The sequence below is a fragment of the Parvibaculum sp. genome, assembly GCF_035325945.1.
Classification (GTDB): Bacteria; Pseudomonadota; Alphaproteobacteria; order Parvibaculales; family Parvibaculaceae; genus Parvibaculum.
In genome coordinates, this window is record NZ_DAOKYX010000001.1 from 266,146 (window position 1) to 288,136 (window position 21,991).

General features: G+C 65.7%; 23 protein-coding genes and 1 riboswitch. Of the genes, 13 read left to right on the plus strand and 10 right to left on the minus strand.

Translation table 11 applies throughout. The annotated features are described in order from the left end of the window. Window positions 1-25: 25 nt before the first annotated feature. Window positions 26-1,111, minus strand: a complete 1,086-nt coding sequence (mutY, locus tag PKA57_RS01300; protein ID WP_324297110.1) for an A/G-specific adenine glycosylase — start codon at window positions 1,109-1,111, stop codon at window positions 26-28. A 109-nt stretch (window positions 1,112-1,220) separates the two neighbouring features. Between mutY and PKA57_RS01305 the strand changes: the two genes are divergently transcribed. From PKA57_RS01305 to PKA57_RS01350, 10 genes are all read left to right on the plus strand, one after another. Next, the gene (locus PKA57_RS01305) at window positions 1,221-1,781 is read left to right on the plus strand and encodes a DciA family protein (RefSeq protein ID WP_324297111.1); all 561 of its coding nucleotides are present in this window, start codon (window positions 1,221-1,223) and stop codon (window positions 1,779-1,781) included. Between the two features lie 93 nt (window positions 1,782-1,874). After that, entirely contained in the window at window positions 1,875-2,582 is a 708-nt protein-coding gene (locus PKA57_RS01310; protein ID WP_324297112.1) for a DsbA family protein, read from the plus strand. Window positions 2,583-2,649: 67 nt separating this feature from the next. Next, window positions 2,650-6,108: a chromosome segregation protein SMC gene (gene smc / locus PKA57_RS01315; RefSeq protein WP_324297113.1), complete on the plus strand. Its 3,459-nt coding sequence runs from the start codon at window positions 2,650-2,652 to the stop codon at window positions 6,106-6,108. 259 nt (window positions 6,109-6,367) lie between these two features. Next, a complete protein-coding gene (locus PKA57_RS01320; RefSeq protein WP_324297114.1) occupies window positions 6,368-6,775 on the plus strand; it encodes an AtpZ/AtpI family protein in 408 nt (135 codons plus the stop codon). Between the two features lie 6 nt (window positions 6,776-6,781). Further along, on the plus strand, window positions 6,782-7,561 hold the full coding sequence (locus PKA57_RS01325; protein WP_324297115.1) for a F0F1 ATP synthase subunit A: 780 nt from the start codon (window positions 6,782-6,784) through the stop codon (window positions 7,559-7,561). A 104-nt stretch (window positions 7,562-7,665) separates the two neighbouring features. Continuing rightward, window positions 7,666-7,890 carry a F0F1 ATP synthase subunit C gene (locus PKA57_RS01330; RefSeq protein WP_324297116.1) on the plus strand — a complete coding sequence of 75 codons (225 nt, stop codon included), beginning with the start codon at window positions 7,666-7,668 and terminating at the stop codon, window positions 7,888-7,890. A gap of 101 nt (window positions 7,891-7,991) precedes the next feature. Beyond that, a complete protein-coding gene (locus PKA57_RS01335; protein WP_324297117.1) occupies window positions 7,992-8,609 on the plus strand; it encodes a F0F1 ATP synthase subunit B in 618 nt (205 codons plus the stop codon). A gap of 3 nt (window positions 8,610-8,612) precedes the next feature. After that, window positions 8,613-9,104: an ATP F0F1 synthase subunit B gene (locus tag PKA57_RS01340; RefSeq protein WP_324297118.1), complete on the plus strand. Its 492-nt coding sequence runs from the start codon at window positions 8,613-8,615 to the stop codon at window positions 9,102-9,104. A gap of 145 nt (window positions 9,105-9,249) precedes the next feature. Then, a complete protein-coding gene (locus PKA57_RS01345; protein WP_324297119.1) occupies window positions 9,250-9,981 on the plus strand; it encodes a class I SAM-dependent methyltransferase in 732 nt (243 codons plus the stop codon). A gap of 11 nt (window positions 9,982-9,992) precedes the next feature. Then, window positions 9,993-10,775, plus strand: a complete 783-nt coding sequence (locus PKA57_RS01350) for a dienelactone hydrolase family protein (protein WP_324297120.1) — start codon at window positions 9,993-9,995, stop codon at window positions 10,773-10,775. 9 nt (window positions 10,776-10,784) lie between these two features. On the opposite strand, the gene PKA57_RS01355 is transcribed toward PKA57_RS01350, so the two are convergent. From PKA57_RS01355 to PKA57_RS01385, 7 genes are all read right to left on the minus strand, one after another. Next, entirely contained in the window at window positions 10,785-11,387 is a 603-nt protein-coding gene (locus PKA57_RS01355) for a D-sedoheptulose 7-phosphate isomerase (protein ID WP_324297121.1), read from the minus strand. 139 nt (window positions 11,388-11,526) lie between these two features. Next, the gene (locus PKA57_RS01360; protein WP_324297122.1) at window positions 11,527-12,090 is read right to left on the minus strand and encodes a nucleotidyltransferase family protein; all 564 of its coding nucleotides are present in this window, start codon (window positions 12,088-12,090) and stop codon (window positions 11,527-11,529) included. A gap of 28 nt (window positions 12,091-12,118) precedes the next feature. Further along, the gene (gene gcvPB, locus PKA57_RS01365; RefSeq protein ID WP_324297258.1) at window positions 12,119-13,687 is read right to left on the minus strand and encodes an aminomethyl-transferring glycine dehydrogenase subunit GcvPB; all 1,569 of its coding nucleotides are present in this window, start codon (window positions 13,685-13,687) and stop codon (window positions 12,119-12,121) included. An 8-nt stretch (window positions 13,688-13,695) separates the two neighbouring features. Further along, window positions 13,696-15,042: an aminomethyl-transferring glycine dehydrogenase subunit GcvPA gene (gene gcvPA / locus PKA57_RS01370; protein WP_324297123.1), complete on the minus strand. Its 1,347-nt coding sequence runs from the start codon at window positions 15,040-15,042 to the stop codon at window positions 13,696-13,698. 84 nt (window positions 15,043-15,126) lie between these two features. Next, window positions 15,127-15,504, minus strand: coding sequence for a glycine cleavage system protein GcvH (gcvH, locus tag PKA57_RS01375; protein ID WP_324297124.1), 378 nt, complete (start codon window positions 15,502-15,504; stop codon window positions 15,127-15,129). 12 nt (window positions 15,505-15,516) lie between these two features. Next, window positions 15,517-16,671: a glycine cleavage system aminomethyltransferase GcvT gene (gcvT, locus tag PKA57_RS01380; protein ID WP_324297125.1), complete on the minus strand. Its 1,155-nt coding sequence runs from the start codon at window positions 16,669-16,671 to the stop codon at window positions 15,517-15,519. A 178-nt stretch (window positions 16,672-16,849) separates the two neighbouring features. After that, window positions 16,850-16,940: riboswitch (glycine riboswitch) on the minus strand. A gap of 139 nt (window positions 16,941-17,079) precedes the next feature. Beyond that, window positions 17,080-17,694 (minus strand): hypothetical protein, encoded by a 615-nt coding sequence (locus PKA57_RS01385; protein WP_324297126.1) that lies wholly within the window; start codon window positions 17,692-17,694, stop codon window positions 17,080-17,082. Window positions 17,695-17,971: 277 nt separating this feature from the next. Here PKA57_RS01385 and ispH point away from each other — a divergent pair, with 277 nt between their 5' ends. From ispH to rnhA, 3 genes are read left to right on the plus strand one after another with little or no spacing between them, the layout of a single operon-like run. Further along, entirely contained in the window at window positions 17,972-18,928 is a 957-nt protein-coding gene (ispH, locus tag PKA57_RS01390) for a 4-hydroxy-3-methylbut-2-enyl diphosphate reductase (protein ID WP_324297127.1), read from the plus strand. A gap of 12 nt (window positions 18,929-18,940) precedes the next feature. Beyond that, a complete protein-coding gene (locus PKA57_RS01395; protein WP_324297128.1) occupies window positions 18,941-19,906 on the plus strand; it encodes a homoserine kinase in 966 nt (321 codons plus the stop codon). Continuing rightward, complete coding sequence (gene rnhA, locus PKA57_RS01400; protein ID WP_324297129.1) at window positions 19,903-20,367, plus strand: ribonuclease HI; 465 nt, start codon at window positions 19,903-19,905, stop codon at window positions 20,365-20,367. The genes PKA57_RS01395 and rnhA overlap by 4 nt, the downstream gene beginning before the upstream one ends. A gap of 88 nt (window positions 20,368-20,455) precedes the next feature. Here rnhA and PKA57_RS01405 read toward each other — a convergent pair whose 3' ends face one another. Together PKA57_RS01405 and PKA57_RS01410 are read right to left on the minus strand one after the other, a co-directional pair. After that, complete coding sequence (locus PKA57_RS01405) at window positions 20,456-20,941, minus strand: peroxiredoxin (protein WP_324297130.1); 486 nt, start codon at window positions 20,939-20,941, stop codon at window positions 20,456-20,458. Between the two features lie 125 nt (window positions 20,942-21,066). Further along, window positions 21,067-21,882, minus strand: a complete 816-nt coding sequence (locus PKA57_RS01410) for a protein-disulfide reductase DsbD domain-containing protein (protein ID WP_324297131.1) — start codon at window positions 21,880-21,882, stop codon at window positions 21,067-21,069. Window positions 21,883-21,991: the final 109 nt, after the last annotated feature.

Consider the following 21,991-nt stretch of genomic DNA (forward strand, 5'->3'; position numbering starts at 1 on the left):
GATGACGGCGGAAGCCGGGATATGGCTACCGGAACAGAGGCCCCGCATCCGGCTTTGCATGCGCCACCACCTTGCGCATCACCGAAGGCAGCGCCTCGCGGCCTACATCCTCTTCCGCGATCCAGACGCCTTCGGCCTTCGCCGCCACCCTCGCGCTCACCTCACCGACGAAAATCGTCAGCACCAGATGGAAATGCGTGAAGGTATGCTCGACAAGGCCGGGCACGCGTTGCCAATTCGCGGCGGCCGGCGCGTGGAGCGAGAGCGCCGCCTCGTCTATCTCCGCTTCCGCCCAGGGCGTCGTCGGCACCTCCATCATGCCGCCGAGAAGCCCCTTCGCGGGCCGCTTGCGCAGCAGCATCGCACCATCGCTCCGTGTAAGAACGAAACAGGCGCCGCGCCGCACCGGCCGCTCCTTCCGGGCCATACGGCGCGGCAGCGTCTCCTCGATGCCCGCCTCGCGGGCTGAGCAGAACGAGGCTATCGGGCAGCGGTTGCAGGAGGGCCGCTTCGGCGTGCAGACCGTCGCGCCGAGATCCATCATGGCCTGCGCGAAATCGCCGGCGCGCAGATCGGGGGTCAGCGTTTCCGCCTTCGCGCGGATCTCGGGCTTGGCGCGGGGAAGCGGCGCCTCGATCGCGAAGAGCCGCGAGACGACGCGCTCGACATTGCCGTCAACCACCGTCGCACGGCGGCCGAAGGCGATGGCGGCGATGGCGGCCGCCGTGTAGGGCCCGATGCCGGGAAGCGAGCGCAACCCCTCCTCCGTATCGGGAAAGCGCCCGCCATGCTCCCCCGCCACCGCCTGCGCGCAGGCATGGAGGTTGCGGGCGCGGCTGTAATAGCCAAGCCCCGCCCATTGGCGCATCACATCGTCGAGGGGCGCGGCCGCCAAGGCCCCGACGCTCGGCCAACGCTCCAGAAACGCGCGGAAATAGGGCCCGACGGCCGCCACCGTCGTCTGTTGCAGCATGATTTCCGAAAGCCAGACCGCGTAAGGGTCCGCGTATTCGCCCGGCGGCGCCCGCCAAGGCAGCACCCGGGCATGGGCGTCGTACCAGGCGAGAAGCCGCCCGGCGACGGTCTGCGCCTCGCTTTCCCCGAGTTTCATCGGGCTCCCGGATTTGGCTGGACGTCGGGTCATGCGCCAGTCATGGCGCGAGGGGCGGCTTTCCGTCAATCCATCTCGCCCCCCGGGCCGTTTCGGGGCAGAATGGGCCATGACCGACGACAGGGACCATCTGCTGGCGCCGAAGCGCTTTGTCGTGCCCGCCATTGGCGCGCGGGTGGCGGGCCTCACCCGCGACATCTTCCGCAAGCGCGGTTTTGCCCAATCGCATATCCTCGCCCATTGGCCGGAGATCGTCGGCGCCGACCTCGCCGAATATTCCTCGCCCGAGAAGCTGAGCTTTCCCCGCAAAGCCGGCGACGGCGCGGGCGCGCAAGGCGGGGCGACGCTGACCGTCAGGGTCGACGGGCCCGTGGCCCTCGAGATCCGCCATCTCGAACCCCAGATCCTGGAGCGGATCAACGGATATTATGGATACAATGCCGTCTTGCGGCTGAAAATCGTGCAAGGCCCCCTGCCCGCCCGCCCACGGGCGCGGCGGAAGCTTATCCGCCCGCTCAGGCCGGACGAGCGGGCCCTTCTCGCCCGGAGCCTCGAGCCCATCGGCGAGGCGGCGCTCAGATCGTCGCTCGAGAGGCTGGGCGAAAGAATCCTGGGGACAAGTGCCCGGAGTCCCGATTCTCGGGCCCGCGCAAGAGAAAGCTTTGATTGAGAGGGCGGTGGCCCAAGGCCATAATGCCCCAACATCTAGTGGGGACTGCTAAAAGTGAATCAAAATAGGGTTATCGCAATCGCGGCGGCGGCCGTGCTGGCCGTAGCGCTGCTTGGCTATGGCGCCTACCGGATTTTCGGCCAGAGGGGTGAAGCGCCGACAGGTTCGGCCATCACCACGGCCGACAAGACGGCCTTTGAAAAGGAACTGGCGGTCCCCGGCCCGCTTGGCGAAATGACGCTCGGCGACAAGTCGGCGCCCGTCACGGTCTATGAATATGCCTCGATGACCTGCACGCACTGCGCCGAATTCGCCAAGGACACCTTTCCCGAGGTGAAGAAGAACTTCGTCGACACGGGCAAGGTCTATTACGTCTTCCGCGAATTTCCCTTCGATCCCGTCGCGACCGCCGCCTTCATGCTGGCGCGCTGCGCGGGGCCGGATCGCTATTTCGGCTTCATCGAGGTTCTGTTCCGCTCGCAGGAGCAGTGGGCCTTCGTCGAGACGCCTATGGAGGCGCTGAAGAAGCTCGCGCGCCAGGGCGGCTTCTCGGATGAGAAATTCGACGCCTGCATGAAGGATCAGGCCATCTTCGACCATGTGAAGACGGTGGCGCAGCGAGCTGCGCAGCAATTCGGCGTTCGCTCCACGCCCACCTTCTTCGTCAATGGCGAGAAGGTCGAAGGCGCGATCCCCTACAAGGATTTCGAGGAAATCCTGAACAAGAAGCTCTCGGGCGAGAAGGGCGAGGAAGCTCCCGCGCCCTCATCGGGACCGACGACGCCCGCACCCGGGCAATAACCAGCAGCGACCCCGGGCGGACGCCGCCCGGGCCTCTTTCGGCCTCCAATCCAGAATCGGGCTCAACGTGAAGTTCAACCGGCTGCGTCTCTCAGGCTTCAAGTCCTTCGTCGATCCGACCGATCTCATCATCGAGCCCGGGCTGACCGGCGTCGTCGGCCCCAATGGCTGCGGCAAGTCGAACCTGCTCGAGGCGCTGCGCTGGGTGATGGGCGAGAACTCGTTCAAGAACATGCGCGGCTCGGGCATGGAAGACGTGATCTTCGCAGGCACGACCGGGAGGCCGGCGCGCAACCACGCGGAAGTCACGCTCTTCATCGACAATGCCGACCGCTCGGCGCCCGCTGCCTATAATGACTGCGAGGTGATCGAGGTCTCGCGCAAGATCGAGCGCGATCAGGGCTCGACCTACCGCATCAATGGCCGCGAGGTGCGCGCGCGCGACGTGCAGCTTCTCTTCGCCGACGCTTCCACCGGCGCGCAATCCCCCGCCCTTGTGCGGCAGGGGCAGATCGCGCAGCTCATCTCGTCGAAACCGATCAATCGCCGCCGCATTCTCGAAGAGGCGGCCGGCATCACCGGCCTTTATACGCGCCGGCACGAGGCGGAGCTTCGCCTGAAGGCGGCGGAAACGAACCTCACCCGCCTCGACGACGTCGTCGCCCAGCTCGAATCCCAGCTTGCGAGCCTCAAGCGGCAGGCGCGGCAGGCGGTGCGCTACCGCAACCTTTCCAGCCAGATCCGCGAAACCGAGGCGATCCAGCTTCACCTCAAATGGACCCATGCGGTCAACGCGCTGAAGCATGAAGAAGAGCGCCTCGTCGCCACCGATGCGCGTGTCGCGGAACTGACGCGCGAGGCGGCGGCCGCAAGCGTCGCCGAGGCCGATGCGGCGGAGACCCTGCCCGCGCTGCGCGACCGGGAAGCGCAGGAGGCAGCGCGCCTTCACCGCCTCACCATCGAGCGCGGCAATCTCGATGCGGAGGAAGCCCGCGCAAGAGGCGAAGCCCAGCGACTCAACGCCCGCATCGAGCAGATCGGCCACGACCTCGCCCGCGAGCGCCATCTGATCGAGGACACGCGCGGCGCCATCGCGCGGCTCGAGGCGGAAGCGGTGGAGCTTCGCGGCGCGGAAGAAGGACAGGCCGAGGCGCAGGCCATCGCCGAGGCGCGTGTCGAGGAGACGCAGGCGACCCTTTCCTCGCGCGAAAGCGAACTCGACCAGCTCAATCGCGAGATCGCCCGGCTCACTGCGGAGCGCCAAAGCCTCGAAAAGGCGATCGAATCCGGCCGTGCGCGGATGGAGCGCGTCGCCCGCCAGATCGAGGAAATCGCGAGCGAGCAGGCTTCGCTCGCCGACGCCGCCGAGAAGCAGGCCGAGATCGAGCTGCAGTCGGCCGAACTCGATGCCGCCGCCGCGCGCGCAGAGGCGGCCGAATATGCCGCGCTCGATGCGGAGGAAGCGCGTGCGGCAGCGCAGGACGCTGAAAAGGCCTCACGCGAGCCCATGCAGGTCGCCGAGCGCAAGGCCGGCGATCTTGCCGCCGAGGCAAAGACGCTCGCCGACCTTCTCGCCGTCGGCGAGAGCGATCTCTGGCCGCCGATGATCGACGCGGTTCACGTCGAGCATGGTTACGAAACGGCGCTGGGCGCGGCGCTGGGCGATGATCTCGCCGTGCCGGGCAATGTCGCCGCTCCCGTCCACTGGGACGCGCTGCCGGAGTTCGAGGTCACGCCCGCCCTGCCCCAGGGCGCGCTTCCCCTGTCGCAATTCGTGCGCGGGCCCGCGGCGCTTTCCCGCCGCCTGTCGCAGATCGGCGTCGTCGATGCCGTCGACGGCAAGAGGCTCCAGAGCGAGTTGAAGCCCGGCCAGCGGCTCGTCACGCGCGAAGGCGCGCTCTGGCGCTGGGATGGATACACGGCCGCGGCCGATGCGCCGACCGCTTCCGCCCGCCGCCTCGAGCAGCGCAACCGCCTCGCGGATGTGGAGGCGCAGCTTCAGGAAGCGCGCGCTTTCGCCTCCGAGACCCGCGCCGCCTTCGAGGCCGCGCGCCTTGCCGCCGAAGACGCGCTTGCCCGCGAGCAGGATGCGCGGCGCGCCCAGCGCGAGGCGCAGGCCGAGCAGAACCGCATCCGCGAAGCTCTGGCTGCCGCCGAACGCGCGGCGTCCGCGCAACTAACGCGGCTTGCCGCCCTCGCCGAAGCCCATGAGCGCCTCACCGGCGACATGAAGGAGGCGACCCGCGCGCAGGAGGAAGCGGAAGTCCAGCTCTCCGAACTGCCGTCCGACGAGAACCTCCGCCTTCGCGCGAACGAGCTTCGCGAGCTTGTGTCATCGCTTCGCCTCGAACTTGCCGAGGCCCGCGCGCAGCATGAGAGCATTCGCCGCGAGGCGGAGGCGCGCACGCGCCGGCTCGCCGCCATCGCGCAGGAGAGCGAGGCATGGGCGCTTCGGGCTTCCAATGCCGAACACCAGATCGCGACGCTCGAGACGCGACAGGACGAAGCGCTGGGCGAGTTGCAGTTGGTCGAGGGCATTCCCGCCGAAATCGAGGCAAAGCGCATCACGCTCATCGACCATATCGCCGAAGCGGAAGCCGCGCGCTCGAGCGCGGCCGACGCGCTTGCGGCCGCCGATTCGCGGCTTTCGGAATGCGCGAAACTCGCCCGTGAATTCCAGGCGCATCTCGGCGAGGCGCGCGAGGACCGCGCCCGCATCGACGGCCTTGTCGAAGGCGCGCGCGAGCGGCTCCGGGAAACGGAGGAGCGGGTTCGCGAGGCGCTCGAATGCGAGCCCGCCGACGCGCTCGCCCAGGCCAATCTCGAGGAAGGCGCGGAACTGCCGACCATCGAGCAGATCGACGCCAGATTCGAGCGGCTGAAGCGGGAGCGCGAGGGGCTCGGCGGCGTCAATCTTCGCGCCGAGGAAGAGGCCCGCGAACTGACCGAACAACTCACCACCATGACCACGGAGCGCGAGGACCTCGTCAGCGCCATCGCAAAGCTCCGCCAGGCCATCGGCAGCCTCAATCGCGAAGGCCGCGAGCGCATGCTCGAAGCCTTTGAGAAGGTGAACGCGAATTTCTCGCGCCTCTTCACTCATCTCTTCGGCGGCGGCGAGGCGCATCTGAAGCTCACTGAATCGGAAGATCCGCTGGAAGCGGGCCTCGAAATCTATGCCCGCCCGCCGGGCAAGCGCCTTCAGGTCATGTCGCTGCTTTCGGGCGGCGAGCAGGCGCTGACGGCCATGTCGCTCATCTTCGCGGTCTTCCTGACCAATCCTTCGCCCATCTGCGTGCTGGACGAAGTCGACGCCCCGCTCGACGACGCCAATGTCGAGCGCTTCTGCGACCTGATGGAAGAGATGACGCGCACGACCGATACGCGCTTCCTCATCATCACCCACCACGCCCTCACCATGGCGCGGATGAACCGCCTTTTCGGCGTGACCATGCAGGAGCGCGGCGTCTCGACGCTCGTTTCGGTCGATCTGGAGGGCGCGGAGCGCTTCCGCGAGGCCTCCTGAGGCCCGGGAATCAGGCTGGCGGCCCCTCCTTCGGAGGGGCCTTTTCCCTCTATTTGCGGCCCGCGACTCGCCTTTGCGGCGGAGCCGATTGCCGCATCGCCACAAAGCGCTAAATTCCCCTTTCAACACAAAGGGTTAGGAAGCATTACCCGGTTCTTGACAGGCAAAAGCCCCACAAGTAGGGTGCGCCCGGCTTAAGGCGGGGCTCGCGCAGTTTCGACGCAGTTTTACTGGGCCTTCTGGACGGCGGAGCGAGAGTTTGGCTGACGAAGAGAGTCATGGAACTCGACACGGCAGCAGCCCCTCAAAGGCCGACGAGGAGGCGCTTGCCGATCTGGGTCAGCGTATCCAGGCGGCGCGCAAATCTGCGAAGTGGGCCCGCAGCGAGCCGGAGAAAGTAGCGGCCTCCAGCAGGTCGTCCGACATGGGCGTCGCGCTCCGATTGTCATCGGAGATGGTCTCAGGCGTGCTTGTCGGCGCGGCGATTGGCTGGGGGATCGATAAGGTTTTCGGCATATCGCCCATCTGCCTCATCATCTTCATGGGGCTCGGTACGGTGGCCGGAGTAAGGAACGTGCTTCGCGCGACGCGGGAAATGGACAAGGCCCGGCAGTCGGGCGAGGCGAAGCAGGATCAGGCCGGGCGGAAGCCCGACGACAAAAGGTAAGGCATCGTGGCTACAGCCGAGCACGCGCAGGGAAGTTTTCCGGTCGACCCGTTGCATCAGTTCGTCGTTCAGAAGATCGTGCCTCTGCAGATCGGCGGCATCGACGTCTCCTTCACCAATGCGAGCCTGTGGATGATCATCACCGGGCTTCTGGTGATCGGCTTCACGGTTTTCGGAATCAGCAAGAAGGCGCTCGTCCCCGGCCGCTTCCAGGCCGCGGCTGAAATGCTCCACGATTTCGTCGTCGATATGGTGCGCGACTCGGCGGGACACGACGCCATGCGCTTCTTCCCCTTCGTGTTCACGCTCTTCATGTTCATCCTCTTCGCCAATCTGGTGGGGCTGAACCCCTATGGCTTCAGCGTGACGAGCCACATCATCGTCACCTTCATGCTGGCCATCGTCGTTTTCATCGGCGTGACGCTGACGGGCATCTATCTGCACGGCTTCAAGTTCTTCGGCCTCTTCGTGCCGCAGGGCGTGCCCGCGCTGCTGCTGCCGCTCGTGGTCATGATCGAGGTCATCTCCTACATTTCGCGGCCAATCAGTCACTCGGTCCGTCTTTTCGCGAACATGCTCGCCGGCCACATCACGCTCGAAGTCTTCGCGGGCTTCGTTCTGAGCTTCGGCGCGATGGGCGCAGCCGGCTGGCTCGGCGCGATCCTGCCGCTCGCCATGATCGTGGCGCTCGTGGCGCTGGAACTGCTCGTGGCCGCGCTGCAGGCCTATGTCTTCGCCATTCTGACATGCATGTATCTGCGCGACGCGCTGCATCCGCAGCACTGAGCCGGACCCCGAGCGGAAGCCGAAAAGGCTGACACAACAAGGTTTGGAGCGGCGTCGGGCCGCTCCCAAGGACTACCCAGACAACCCCTGAAGGAGCATTGGTTATGGACGCAGAAGCAGCAAAGTTCATTGGCGCCGGTATCGCCTGCCTCGGCATGGGCGGCGCGGGCATTGGCCTCGGCACGATCTTCGGCAACTACCTCGCCGGCGCGCTGCGCAATCCCTCGGCTGCCGATGGCCAGTTCGGCCGTCTGATCTTCGGCTTCGCCGTGACGGAAGCGCTCGGCATCTTCTCGCTGCTCGTCGCGCTGATCCTCCTGTTCGCCTGATCTGCTTTTCGACCGGCTGCTGGCCGCGCGCACGCCGTGCGGCCAGCAGGCTTTCCGCTCACCGGTATTCGATTGGCTGAAGTGCCAAACTGGAGTCTCAGATGGCCCAAGACGAGGCGATCAATAGCGGCACGTCCACGCATGTCGACGCGCACACTGCGCCGGCGACGCTTGCCGCCGATCAGGTGACGACCGAAACCGGCGTCCCGCAGGAACAGCACAGCACCGGGTTTCCGCCCTTCAATTCGGAAACCTTCTCTTCCCAGGTCATCTGGCTCGTCATCGTCTTCGGCGTGCTTTATGTGGTGATGTCGCGTGTTGCGCTTCCCCGCTTCGCCAGCGTGATCGAGGCCCGTCGCTCCCGCATCGCTTCCGATCTCGAAGCGGCTGCGGCGGCAAAGCAGCAGACGGACAGCGCCATCGCCGCCTATGAAAAGGCGCTGGCGGAAGCGCGCTCCAGAGCCCATGCCATCGCGCAGGATACGCGCGACACGCTTGCGGCCGAGACCGAACGCCAAAAGGCCGATATCGAGGCAAAGCTCGCCGAGAAGATCGCTCAGGCCGAAACCAGCATCGCCTCGACGAAGACGGCGGCGCTCGCCAATGTCCGCAGCGTTGCGGTCGATGTGGCAGGCGCGGTCGTGGCCCGGCTTCTGGGCGAAGACGCCGACAAGGCGGCGACCGAACGTGCGGTCGATGCCGCGCTGAAACGGAGCTAGGTCATGGAAATTCTTGCCACCGGTCCGTTCTGGGTTCTGGTCGCGGTGCTGATCTTCTTCGGCATCACGATCTACCTGAAGGTTCCCGGAATGCTTGCCGCCCAGCTCGACAAGCGCTCGAACGAAATCGCCGGTGAACTCGATCAGGCGCGCCGCCTGCGCGAGGAAGCCCAGGAACTTCTCGCCTCCTACAAGCGCAAGCAGGAGGAAGCGATGAAGGAAGCGGAAGCGATCATCGCCCAGGCGAAGGTCGAGGCCGAGCGCCTCGCCGTCGAGACGCGGGCGAACATGCAGGCCCAGGTCGAGCGCCGCCAGAAGCAGGCGGAAGACAAGATCCGTCAGGCCGAAACGCAGGCCCTGCAGGAAGTGCGCGCGGCAGCGGCAGAAGTCGCCGTCACCGCCGCGAAGGAACTCATCGCCGGCAAGGTCGATACGGCGAAGGATGCGTCCATCATCGAGCAGTCGATCTCGGAACTGCCCTCGAAGCTGCACTGAGCGGCCCCCACAAGATCAACCGGAAGCCCCGCCCGAAAAGGCGGGGCTTTCTGCTTTTCGGGCCCCCTGCCCTTGCGCGGCATGAAGCGCTTCGCAGGTCCGTAAATTGATCTAGAATCGGCCCCGGGCAGCATCGGGGTGCTTCATGGCCGAGACCTATGGCGAAGATCTGGCATTCATCCATCATGAGGGCTTCAGCTCCGGCGGCACAACAGCGGCGCACGAAATCGTCTCTGCGCTGAGGAAGGCGGGCCGGGCGGGAGGCCTCGTCGTCGATCTCGGCTGCGGCAGCGGCGAGCTTCTGAGCGAGGTCACGGCGGCGGGCTTTCATGGCCTCGGCATAGACCAGTCGTCCGCCTTTCTCCAGCTGGCCAGGAGGACCGCGCCCGCCGCGCGGTTCCTGCTCGCGCCCGTTCGCAGCGCGCCGATCCCGCCATGCGATGCCGTAACCGCCATTGGCGAGGTGCTGAACTATGCAGGCGAGAGCGCGCGGAAGGCGCCTCCCCTCCTCCCCCTCTTCCGCCGCGTCGCAAGGGCGCTGCCTGCGGGCGGGCTTTTTCTTTTCGATCTCATCATGCCTGCACGAACGCCGAGCCTTACCGCGAGAGGTTGGCGCGCGGGCAAGGACTGGGCCGTTCTCACCGATGCGCGCGAGGATCAGAAGGCGCGGCGCATCACGCGGGACATCATCACCTTTCGCGCCACGGGCAAGGGCTGGCGGCGCAGCGAGGAGCGCCATGTACAATTTCTCTATCCGCAGGCCGACGTCATTGCCGCGCTGCGCGAGGCGGGCTTCAGCGTGAGCGTGGTGGATCGCTATGGAGAAACGGCGCTGCTTCCGCGCAGGCGTGCATTCCGCGGCATCAAGAAGGGATGAAGGGGAAACGCATGCTCGAGAGATATACGCCTGGCGAGTTCACTCATGCGGGCGAGACGAAGCCCGTCTATACGCGCGGTCATGGACCGGCCGTCATCGTCATCCACGAACTTCCGGGCATTACGCCCAATGTGGTGCGCTTTGCCGACTGGGTCGTCGATGCGGGCTTTCGTGTCTATATGCCGCTCCTTGTCGGCGAGGCGGGCCGCCCCGTCTCCACGGGCTATGTGCTGAAGTCGCTCGCCAGGATCTGCATCAGCCGCGAGTTCCACGTTCTCGCCAGCCATCGCTCGAGCCCGGTGACGGAATGGCTGAGGGCGCTCGCTCGCCATGCGCATGAAGAGGCGGGAGGAAAGGGCGTCGGCGCCATCGGCATGTGCTTCTCGGGCAATTTCGCGCTCTCCATGATGATGGAGCCCGCGCTCATGGCGCCCGTGCTTTCGCAGCCCTCGTTGCCTTTCCCCTTCGGCGCGGAGCGGAAGGCCGCGCTTCATGTTTCGCCTGTGGAACTTCAATGCCTGAAGGAGCGCTGCGCGAAAGGCGACAAGGTGCTCGGCCTCCGCTTCAAGGGCGATGTCACTTCGCCTGCCGAACGGTTCGAAACGCTGCGGCGCGAGCTGGGCGACGCATTCGAGGGCATCGAGATCGACGATAAATTCGCCAATCCGCAATCGCCCGAGCCGCGGCCTCACTCGGTGCTGACTGAAGACCTCATCGACCGGGATGGCGAGCCGACAAGGGAAGCGGCGAAGCGCGTCATCGCCTTTTTCGTGGAGCGCCTCCGGGCGACCTGACCGGCCGCGTCAGCCGCGTCTTGCCGCGCCGAACAGCCTCTCCTCCACCAGCGCGCAGACGATATGTGCCGCGACGATGTGGATCTGCTGGATGATCGAGGTCTTGGCCGACGGCGCCTTGAGAATGTGGTCGCACTTCCCCGCCATCTCGCCGCCGGCCGCGCCGGTGAAACCGATGGTGACGAGGCCGCGCGCCTTGGCGGCATCGAGCGCCAGCATCACATTGGGCGATTTGCCGGAAGTCGAGATGCCAAGGAAGATGTCGCCCGGACGGCCGAGGCCCAGCACCTGCCGCTCGAAAATCTTCTCATAGCCATAGTCGTTGCCGATCGCGGTGAGGACCGACGTGTCGGTGGTGAGCGCGATGGCGGGCAGCGGGCTGCGGTCGAAGAAGAGGCGCGAGAGCAATTCGCCCGCAATGTGCTGCGCATCGGCCGCGCTGCCGCCATTGCCCGCGATCAGCACCTTGTTGCCAGCTTCGAGCGCATCGCCGATGACATCGGCCATGGCGTTCAGATTTTGCACCGCCGCCGCATCCCTGGCGAAAGCGTCGAGCGTGGCGAGCGAGTCGGAGAGATACGCTTCCACGAAATTCCGGCCCGTGATGCCCATGCCTCAAATCCTTCGGGATTAACCTTGCGGCGGTCGCGGAAGCCCCGCGCCGTGCCCGCACTTTAGCCGCAAAAGCGGCCGCTCATATAGCGGAAGATTTTCCGCAAGCAAGCGCCGGCACATCGGACCGCATCGAGGCTCAGGCCGGGATCACGGTCACTTCCGGCCAGGACGCCTTCCAGCGGGCGGCCTTTTCCGCATAGCGTTCAGAGCTGAAATTAGGGACCCCGCTCGGGCGGACGATCATCACGCCGACATCCGCGAGACCACGCGGCGCATAGACCCGCCGCGCGGCGCCGGAAAGCGAAAGCCCCACCATGGACGCCGGAGCGAGGAAGCGGTCGATCCCTTCCGTCGCGCTGGCGAGCGGCGGATAGGCGATGCCGAATTTCTGCGGATACCAGAGGTGGACGCGAGCCTGATTGCGGACTTCGACCGGCGCGCCGAGATCGGCAAGGAGGGAGGCGCATTGGCGGATGACCCTGTCCTCCGCCTCCCACGACGTGTCCGGATCGAAATAGAAAATATCGTAATCCTTGATGCCGTGAAGCACGCCGCGGCCGGTGAGGCCGTTCCAGACGGACTGGAAGAGCGAGCCGGAAACGAGCCAGGCATCGGGAAGGCCGAGCGCCGGAAGGCGCTCGGCAATCACCTTGTTGACCGGATTGGCGAGCGCGAGATCGAGAAAGACCGCCTCATCCATATTGCGTCGCGCCGCCCGCTTCGCCGCCCTACTCGGCCGCCTGCTTCGGCGCCGGCGCCTGCCACCGCAGCACGGGGCTGCGGGCAGCCTGTGTCTCGTCGAGCCGATGGCGGGGGGCAAAATGCGGCGCGCCGGTGAAGAGCGACTTGTCGTTGCCCTTCGCCGCCTGCGCCAGATGCTTCAGCGTGCCGATGAACTGATCGAGCGTGTGCTTCGATTCCGTTTCCGTCGGCTCGATGAGAAGCGCGCCATGCACCACCAGCGGGAAGTACATGGTCATCGGGTGGTAGCCCTCGTCGATCATCGCCTTGGCGAAGTCGAGCGTCTCGACGCCCGTGCCCTTGAGGAAGCGGTCGTCGAAAAGCGCCTCATGCATGCACGGACCCTCGAAGGGCGCGGAGAGATGATCCTTGAGCGAGGCGAGAACGTAGTTGGCGTTCAGCACGGCATCCTCGGCGACCTGCCTCAGCCCGTCCGAGCCGTGGCTCATCATATAGGCGAGCGCGCGCACGAACATGCCCATCTGGCCGTGGAAGGCGACCATGCGGCCGAGCGGCCTCGTGCCGTCGGCCTTTGCCTCCTCATCCGTCTCGACGAAGCGGAAGCCCTCATCGCCATGCACCACATAGGGAAGCGGCGCGAAAGGCGCGAGCGCGGCGGAGAGCACGACCGGCCCCGCGCCCGGACCGCCGCCGCCATGCGGCGTCGAGAAGGTCTTGTGCAGGTTGATGTGCATCGCATCGATGCCGAGATCGCCCGGACGCACGCGGCCGACAATGGCGTTGAAATTCGCGCCGTCGCAATAGAAATAGGCGCCCGCCTCATGCACCGCGTCGGCGATCTCGATGATGTCGCGCTCGAAGAGCCCGCATGTGTTCGGATTGGTGAGCATGATCGCGGCGACGTCGGGCCCGAGCTTGGCCTTGAAGGCGGCGAGATCGACGCGGCCGTCCTCGGTCGCCGGGATCGCATCGACCTTGTAGCGCAGAAGCGCGGCGGTGGCAGGGTTCGTTCCGTGTGCGGATTCAGGAACGAGCACGCGGGTGCGTGTCTCGCTCTCGCCACGCGCCACCAGCGCGGCGCGGATCGCCATCATGCCGCAAAGCTCGCCATGCGCGCCCGCCTTGGGCGACATGGCGACGGCGGGCATGCCGGTCAGCTCCTTCAGCCAGTGTGCGAGCGTGTCCATGAGTTCGAGTGCGCCCTGCACCGTCTTTTGCGGCTGGAGCGGATGCACGTCGGCGAAGCCCGGCAGGCGCGCCATCTTCTCGTTGAGGCGCGGATTGTGCTTCATCGTGCAGGAGCCGAGCGGATAGAGCCCGGCATCGATCGAATAATTCATGCGCGACAGGCGCACGTAATGGCGCATCACATCCGGCTCGGATATCCCCGGAAGGCCGATGCGTCCCTTGCGCTCGAGCGCGCCGAGGCGCGAGGCGACGGGCGCGGGCTCGTCGAAATCGACGCCAGAAGCGCCCGGATTGTCGAGTTCGAAGATCAGCGGCTCTTCCAGACGCAGGCCCCTGTTGCCAGTGAAAGTCTCGACCTCGGCATGCGTCACCTCGCCCGGCGTCGTGGGCCGGCCCCTGCTGTTCATGACCGACATCACAGCACCTCCTTCAGCGCGGCCACATACTGCGCGCGGTCGTCATCCGTGTTCACTTCGGTCGACGCGACGATCAGAACATTTTCGAGCGAGGCATCGCCGGGGGTGAGGCGGTTCGCCGGCAGCCCGCCAAGCACGCCCCCGTCGGCCAGCGCATCGACAACGGCGGCCGCCGGCTTGGGCAGGCGGATCGAGAACTCGTTGAAGAAGGCCGAATTGAGAACCTCTACGCCCTTCACCGATGCGAGCCCTTCGGCAAGCCTGACCGCGTTCGCATGGTTGATACGCGCGAGACGCTTGAAGCCCTCCTCGCCCAGAAGCGAGAGATGGATCGTGAAGGCGAGCGAGCAGAGGCCGGAATTGGTGCAGATGTTCGATGTCGCCTTTTCACGGCGGATATGCTGTTCGCGCGTCGAGAGCGTCAGCACGAAGCCGCGCTTGCCGGAGGCATCTACCGTCTCGCCGCAAAGGCGGCCCGGCATCTGGCGGACATATTTGGTGCGCGTGGCGAAGAGGCCGAGATAGGGCCCGCCGAAATTGAGGCCGTTGCCGATGGACTGCCCCTCGCCGACGACGATGTCAGCGCCCATCTCGCCGGGCGGCGTGACGAGGCCGAGCGACACGACCTCCGGCACCACGGCGATGAGGAGCGCGCCCTTCGCATGGGCTGCCTCGGCGATCGGCGCCAGGTCGATCAGCTCGCCGAAGAAGGATGGCGACTGCACGACGACGCAGCTCGTATCGTCGCCGATGCGCGCGATGATGTCTTCCGCGCGATCGGGTAGCGCCGGGCCGAGCGCCTCGACGGGATCGCCGCCCGCCTCGCAGAGATTTTCGACAACGGCGCGGTAGTGGGGATGAAGCGTGCCGGAAAGCACGGCCTTCTTGCGCTTCGTCACGCGATGCGCCATCAGCACCGCCTCCGCGCAGGCCGTCGAGCCGTCATACATGGAGGCGTTCGCCACATCCATGCCGGTCAGCATCGCCACCTGCGTCTGGAACTCGAAGAGATATTGCAGCGTGCCTTGCGTGATCTCGGGCTGATAGGGCGTGTAGGAGGTGAGGAACTCCGAACGCTGGATCAGATGATCGACGGTCGCGGGCACATGATGGCGATAGGCGCCGCCGCCGATGAAGAAGGGCACGGAGCCTGCCGCGATATTTTTCGCCGCCATTTTCGACAGCGCGCGCTCGACCTCGAGTTCGCCCTGCCGGCGCGGCAGATCGACAAGGCCGTCGCGCCGCGCCCGTTCGGGTACATCGCGGAAAAGATCGTCGACACTCTTCACGCCGATGACGCCAAGCATGTCGCGGCGATCGGCATCGGTCAGTGGCAGGTAACGCATGGTTCAGACCAATCGTTCGGAGTTCACCGGTTCCCGTTCCGCCACGGCCCGGCTCGACCGGGCCATGACGGCGAAATTGATGTGTCAGGCGAGCCCTTCGATGAAGCTCTTGTAAGCGTCTTCATCCATGAGCTTTTCGAATTCGGCCTTGTCGGCAAGCCGGAGCTTCACGAACCAGCCCTTGCCCATCGCGTCCTCATTGACGCCGCCGGGCGCCGCTTCGAGATCGGCATTCACCTCGACGATCTCGCCGGAGACGGGCGCATAGACCTCGCTCGCCGCCTTGACGCTTTCGACGACCGCCGCCTCATCGCCCTGCGCGATGGACTTGCCGACTTCCGGCAGCTCGACATAGACGACGTCGCCGAGCTGTTCCTGCGCGTAGTCTGTGATCCCGATCGTGGCGATGTCGCCGTCGACACGCACCCACTCATGCTGATCGGTAAAGCGGATCTCGCTCATCACTATCCCCTGTTATTTCTTTTCCGTTCGATGGAAACGCTTCGCGATGAAAGGCATGGCGACGATCCTTGCGGGACGTCCCTTTCCTCTCACCATCAGTTCGACTTCTGTGCCTGTTTTCGCCTCTGCCGTGTCGACATAGCCCATGGCGATGGGGCCACCGACGGTCGGCCCATAGCCGCCGCTGGTGATCGTGCCGATCTTCCCGCCGCTCTTGTCGACGATCTCCGTGCCTTCGCGCGCGGGCGCCTTGCCTTCGGGCAGAAGGCCAACGCGCTTCCGGCCCGCGCCGTTCGCGATCTGATCGAGGATGATCTTCGCGCCGGGAAAATTCGCTTCCTCGCGGCGGCGCTTGCCGATGGTCCAGCCGAGGCCCGCCTCGATGGGCGTCGTCGTCTCGTCGATGTCATGCCCGTAGAGGCAGAGACCCGCCTCGAGGCGCAGCGAATCGCGCGCGCCGAGGCCGATGGGCTTCACCTCCGGCTCCGCGAGCAGCTTCCGCGTCAGCGCCATGGCGTCCTTCTCGGGCAGGGAGATCTCAAATCCGTCCTCGCCCGTATAGCCCGAGCGGCTGACGTAACAGGGAATGCCTGCGACCTCGATCACCCGTGCATGCATGAAATCGAGCGAGGGGGCGTCCGGCGCGAAGCGCGTCAGAACCTCCTCCGCCTTCGGCCCCTGCAAGGCGAGAAGCGCACGGTCCGTGACCGGCTTCAGCGTGATGCCCGGGGCAAGGTTCGCCGCGATATGGGCGAAGTCCCGCTCCTTGCAGGCCGCGTTGACGATGACGAAAAGCGCGTTGGCCCGCTCGGGCTCAACGGGGCGCGTCACCATGAGATCGTCGCGAATGCCGCCCTCGTCGTTCAGCAGCAGCGTGTAGCGGATGGCGCCGGGCGCGAGGCCCAGAAGATCGCCGGGAACCAGCGCCTCCAGCGCGCGGGCCACCGCCTCGAAATCCGGCCCCCCGATCCAGGCCTGCCCCATATGCGAAACGTCGAAAAGGCCGGCCGCCGCGCGTGTGTGAAGATGCTCGGCAAGGACGCCGTCCTTGTATTGCACCGGCATGTCATAGCCGGCGAAGGGCACCATCTTCGCCCCCAGCTCGACATGGAGCGCATGCAGCGGCGTGACCTTCAAGGCTTCGGTATGGTCCTGTTGGGTAGTCATCGGGCTCCGGTCTCTCGGTTCAACGCGCGAATCATCAAAGGCTGCTGCACGACGAAATTCGTCGTCGGCGCCCCCTCTGTCGCGGAACCTGAGAGATTTCGCGGGTGCGGGTTCAACCCGTCCGCTTACGCCCTTCGGTGAGGCGTCCCATATGGCGGGCGCCTGCTTTCCAGAGTTTCATCCCCCTGCGGTCCGGTTGCCTGAGAGTTTCCGGGGCGGTTGCTCCTTCGGCGCCGGAGGCTTGCTCCGGTCTCTCCCGCAGGGTTCATCTGTATGACGTCCAGGCTTCGACCCGCGAAGCCAGCGCAGATCATATGGAGGGGCCCAAGGGAGTCAATCTCGGCCTGACAGGGTCCAGGGCCGAATCGGGCGTTTTCCACGGAAATCCGCGCTTCCTCGCCTTCGCCCTCATTTCAGGGGCGTGGAGGGCACCTTGCGGTTGTATTCAAGCTCTTCCGGCGACAACTGGAAGCCGACGAGAAGCTCATAGGACGAGCCATCGAGCCGGCCATCATAGGCGAGCTTCGTGTCCTCGATCGTCTTGAGGAAACGTACCGTGCGCGCCGTGCCCTCGAAGACGACCGGAATGTCGAAGACCTGCTTGTCGCGGATGCGGCCGTTGCGAACGACCGTCATGAAGCCCTTCAGGTTGAGCTCGCGCGAGGTCGCGGCCGGGCCGAGGTCGGCATGGCCGTCAAAGGCGACATCGACGGTGATTTCGCCATCGTCATATTCGCATTTGCTCACGGCCTTGCGGATTTCGCCACGGACGACGACATCGGTGAGGTCGAGCCCCCTGCCGTTGAACATGGTGATGCGATCGGCCCCGTCGAGCACGCCGATGGTCGGGCAGGGCTTCGGCGCGGCCGCCAGCACGTCTGCCTCATCGTCGCTGCCCATGCCGAGCCAGCTGCAACCGCCCAGCGCCAGCGGCGCGAGCAGCAGCGCGGCAAGGCCGATTCGCCGGGGAGAGGGAATGCCAAGGCGGCGCGCCTGGCCGGCCGGTTCGATCGGAAACGCCATCGTCGTGTCACTCGCCTCGATTAAGAGTTGCAATCTCCCCGATGCCGCCCGGCCCTGGTTTCTTGACTTTCACTGTGAGGCCCCCTCTATTACCGATCAGAATTGGCCCCCTGAAAGCCTTGCTTTTCATGCGGTTAGGCATGGCAGCAGGGCCGCTCGACGCGGCGCGGGCACTTTATCGGAGTGTCCGCCGGGCCACAAGCAGGCGGCCTCCCCCGCGAGGCGCCCGGCCCTTGCGGCCTCAAGGTGCAGAGATGAACACCCGCACGAGTTGCCCATGACCGACCCTTCCCCGAAGCCGAAGCTCACGCTGATCCTGGCGAGCCCCCGCGGCTTCTGCGCGGGCGTGGACCGGGCCATCCAGATCGTCGAAATGGCGCTCGAGAAGTTCGGCCCGCCGGTCTATGTGCGCCACGAGATCGTGCATAACCGCTTCGTCGTCGAGGCGCTGGAACGCAAGGGCGCGATCTTCGTCGAGGAACTGAACGAGGTGCCCGAGGGCGCCCGCGTCATCTTCTCGGCCCATGGCGTGCCGAAATCCGTGCCCGAAGAAGCAAAGAGGCGCGAACTCATCTATTTCGACGCGACCTGCCCGCTCGTCTCCAAGGTCCATATCGAAGCGGAGCGACTTCATGCGCGCGGTCTCGAGATCATCCTGATCGGGCATCAGGGGCACCCGGAGGTGATCGGCACTATGGGCCAGCTTCCCGAGGGGGCGGTGAGGCTCATCGAAACGGTGGCGGACGCCGAAGCCTATCGCCCGCGCGACGCGGAGAAGCTCGCCTTCGTTACCCAGACGACGCTTTCGGTAGACGATACGGCGGAAATCGTCGCCGTGCTCCAGCGCCGCTTCCCCGGCATCGTCGGTCCGCACAAGGAAGATATCTGCTACGCGACGACCAACCGCCAGGACGCGGTGAAGGCGATCGCGCCGCGCGCGGACGCGCTCATCGTCATCGGCGCGCCCAACTCATCGAATTCGATGCGGCTCGTCGAAGTGGCGGAGCGCGCGGGCTGCCCCCGCTCGGTTCTGGTGCAGCGCGCGGCCGACATCGACTGGCAGGCGCTGGGCGAGCCGCACACCGTCGGCCTCACGGCAGGCGCGAGCGCGCCCGACATTCTCGTCAGGGAGGTCATCGCCGCCTTTCACGACCGCTTCGACGTGACCATCGAGGATGTCGCGGTCGCCCGCGAGTCCATGCAGTTCAAGCTGCCGCGCTCGCTCGCGGGCTGACGGGGTTTCGGGATGGCGGTCTATACGGAAGTCGCGGACGACGAACTCGAAGCCTTTCTCGAACCTTACGGCCTCGGCCGGCTGCTCTCCTACAAGGGCATCGCGGAGGGCGTCGAGAACTCGAACTTCATGCTCCACACGGACAAGGGCATCTACTTTCTGACGCTCTACGAAAAGCGCGTGGCGCGGGAAGACCTGCCCTTCTTTCTCGGGCTCATGAACCATCTGGCGGCGAAGGGCATCGCCTGCCCGGTGCCGCTGCGCAACCGGCATGGCGAAATGCTCGGAGAGCTTGCCGGACGGCCGGCCGCGCTCATCAGCTATCTCGAAGGCGTTTCGATCCGCCGGCCGCAACCGCGCCATTGCACGGAGCTTGGCGGGGCGCTCGCCGCCTTTCACATCGGGGGCCGCGACTTCTCGCTCACGCGCGAAAACGCGCTCGGCGTTTCGGGCTGGCGACCGCTGCTCGAATCCTGCGGCGCCAGGGCCGACGAGGTCGCGAAGGGATTGGGCGCGGAGCTTGAAGCGGAACTCGAAATCCTCGAGCGCGAATGGCCGGGCGCGCTGCCGCAAGGCGTCATTCACGCCGATCTCTTTCCCGACAATGTGTTCTTCATCGGCGAGAAGCTCTCCGGCGTCTTCGATTTCTATTTCGCCTGCAACGATGCGCTCGCCTATGACCTCGCAATCTGCCTCAATGCGTGGTGCTTCGAGGCCGACGGCTCGTTCAACATCACCAAGGCGCGCGCGCTGCTTCAGGCCTATAACGCCGTCCGGCCGCTCGATGCGGCGGAGCTTGCCGCCCTGCCCCTGCTTGCGCGCGGCAGCGCCATGCGCTTCCTCCTCACCCGCCTCTATGACTGGCTCAATCATCCGGCGGGCGCCTTCGTGAAGCCCAAGGACCCGCTCGAATATCTCAAACGGCTGCGCTTCCATCGCGGCGTCACCTCGCCCGCCTCCTACGGGCTCGACGCATGACGCCGCACGCCGACACGATCGACATCTTCACCGATGGCGCCTGCTCGGGAAATCCGGGCCCCGGCGGCTGGGGCGCCGTGCTTCGCTACAAGGGCCATGAGAAGGAAATCTCCGGCGGCGAAGCTCAGACCACGAACAACCGGATGGAACTCATGGCGGCGATCATGGCGCTCGAGGCGCTGAAGCGCTCCTCCCATGTGCGGCTCCATACCGATTCCATCTATCTGCGCGACGGGATCACGAAATGGATCCACAACTGGAAGCGCAATGGCTGGCGCACCGCGGACAAGAAGCCGGTGAAGAACGCCGAACTCTGGAAGCGGCTGGAGCTTGCCATCGAAGCCCATGACATAAGCTGGCACTGGATCAAGGGCCATTCCGGTCATGCGGAGAACGAGCGCGCGGACGAGCTGGCGCGGCGCGGCATGGAGCCATTCCAGAAGCAGACGGCGGGAAAATAGCCGCCCCGGCATCGTCTCTGTCCGCATATGAAAACGCCCCGGATCAAAAATCCGGGGCGCCATTCTTCTGAAGTGCCGCTTGCGGCGATCAAAGCTGCGAAAGCATGTTTTCCGCACCGGAGATTTTCGCTTCGCCCGGGTTCGCTTCCTTGTTCAGGCTCTTCACCACGCCGTCATCGACCAGCATCGAGTAGCGCAGGCTGCGCGTGCCCATGCCGAAGCCCGAACCGTCGAAATCGAGGCCGAGCTTCTTCGTGAACTCGCCATTGCCGTCGCCGAGCATCGTCACCTTGCCCTCGGCGCCCTGCTGCTTGCCCCAGGCGCCCATCACGAAGGCGTCGTTGACGGAGATGCAGGCGATCTCATCGACGCCCTTCGCCTTGATGTCACCGGATTTCTGAATGAAGCCCGGCAGATGCTGGTTCGAGCAGGTCGGCGTGAAAGCACCAGGCAGCGCGAAGACGACGACCTTCCGGCCCTTGAAAAAATCCGACGCCTTGACGGGCACGGGGCCCTTGTCGCCGAGCTTCATCAGCGTGGCATCGGGAATCCGGTCTCCGACATTGATCGCCATTCTTGCCTCCAATTTTGTGATGCGCTCCCGCGGGTCGGGAGCGGCGCGTATTCGCGGGCATTAAAGCGCCAATCACCGCCTGCCGCCAGCCTGCCTTCCATAATTCACGCGCTCGTGAGCGCCGGTCAGGGAATCCGGCGCTTCGCCTCTAACGCCATGTCCGGCGTCGAAAATGTGAGCGTGACTATGGCGCCTTGGGGCGCAGTGCCCTTTTCGAGTTCGACGGGGACCACATAGGCGACCGTCCCACCATGTCGCGCGGCCTCAGGCGTTCCGAACCAGAAGCCGTCCGGCCCCTGGACGATGAGTTGCGGTACTGCACCCTCGACCGCGTAATCGACGAGCAGCCGCGGCGATGGCTCCGCCTCGAAGCGCACGGAAATCGCCGCGGGCTTCGCGGCCGCCTCGGCCACCGGCACGCGCCTGAGCGCGGCGCGAATGCGCTGGCCTTCTGCCGATGGCTGCGGCTTCGATGCGGCCGGCACTGTCAGCGAAAGCACGGCCTCGCCCGGCACGCACACCTCCCTGCACACGCCATAGCTCATGGTGAGCGCGAGCCTTACGGGCTTCGCGGCGTCCTTCGGCGTCACCAGCAGCGGCCAGATGACTTCGTGCTCATAGCCGAAGGTGATGTCGCCCGGCGCGTCGAAGCGTTGCGGCGCGGGCCAGCCGACATCGACCGCGCCGACATTTTCCGATTTCGACCAGTCGAAGCGCGGCGCGATCCCCGAATCTCCGGGCTTGCGCCAATAGGTCTTCCATCCATCGGCAAGCCGCATCTCGATGCCGGCGAGGAAAGGCTGGCCCGCATGGCCCGTTTCGGCCGCAACGAGGCGGAGCAGCGTCACACCATCCGCGCCATTGGCCGCGCGGGCGGGCGCGGATAATGCGGCGAGAATGAGGACCGGCAAAACGAAACGGGAAAGGATTTGGCGGATCATTGCGGGCCGATCACACGCTTCGAGCATCTTCGTCACCTTCGGCATCGCCGGAGAGAGAGATTGTTTCGCATTTCTCACCACAAATGAGGATGAGCGTATTTTCCATCCT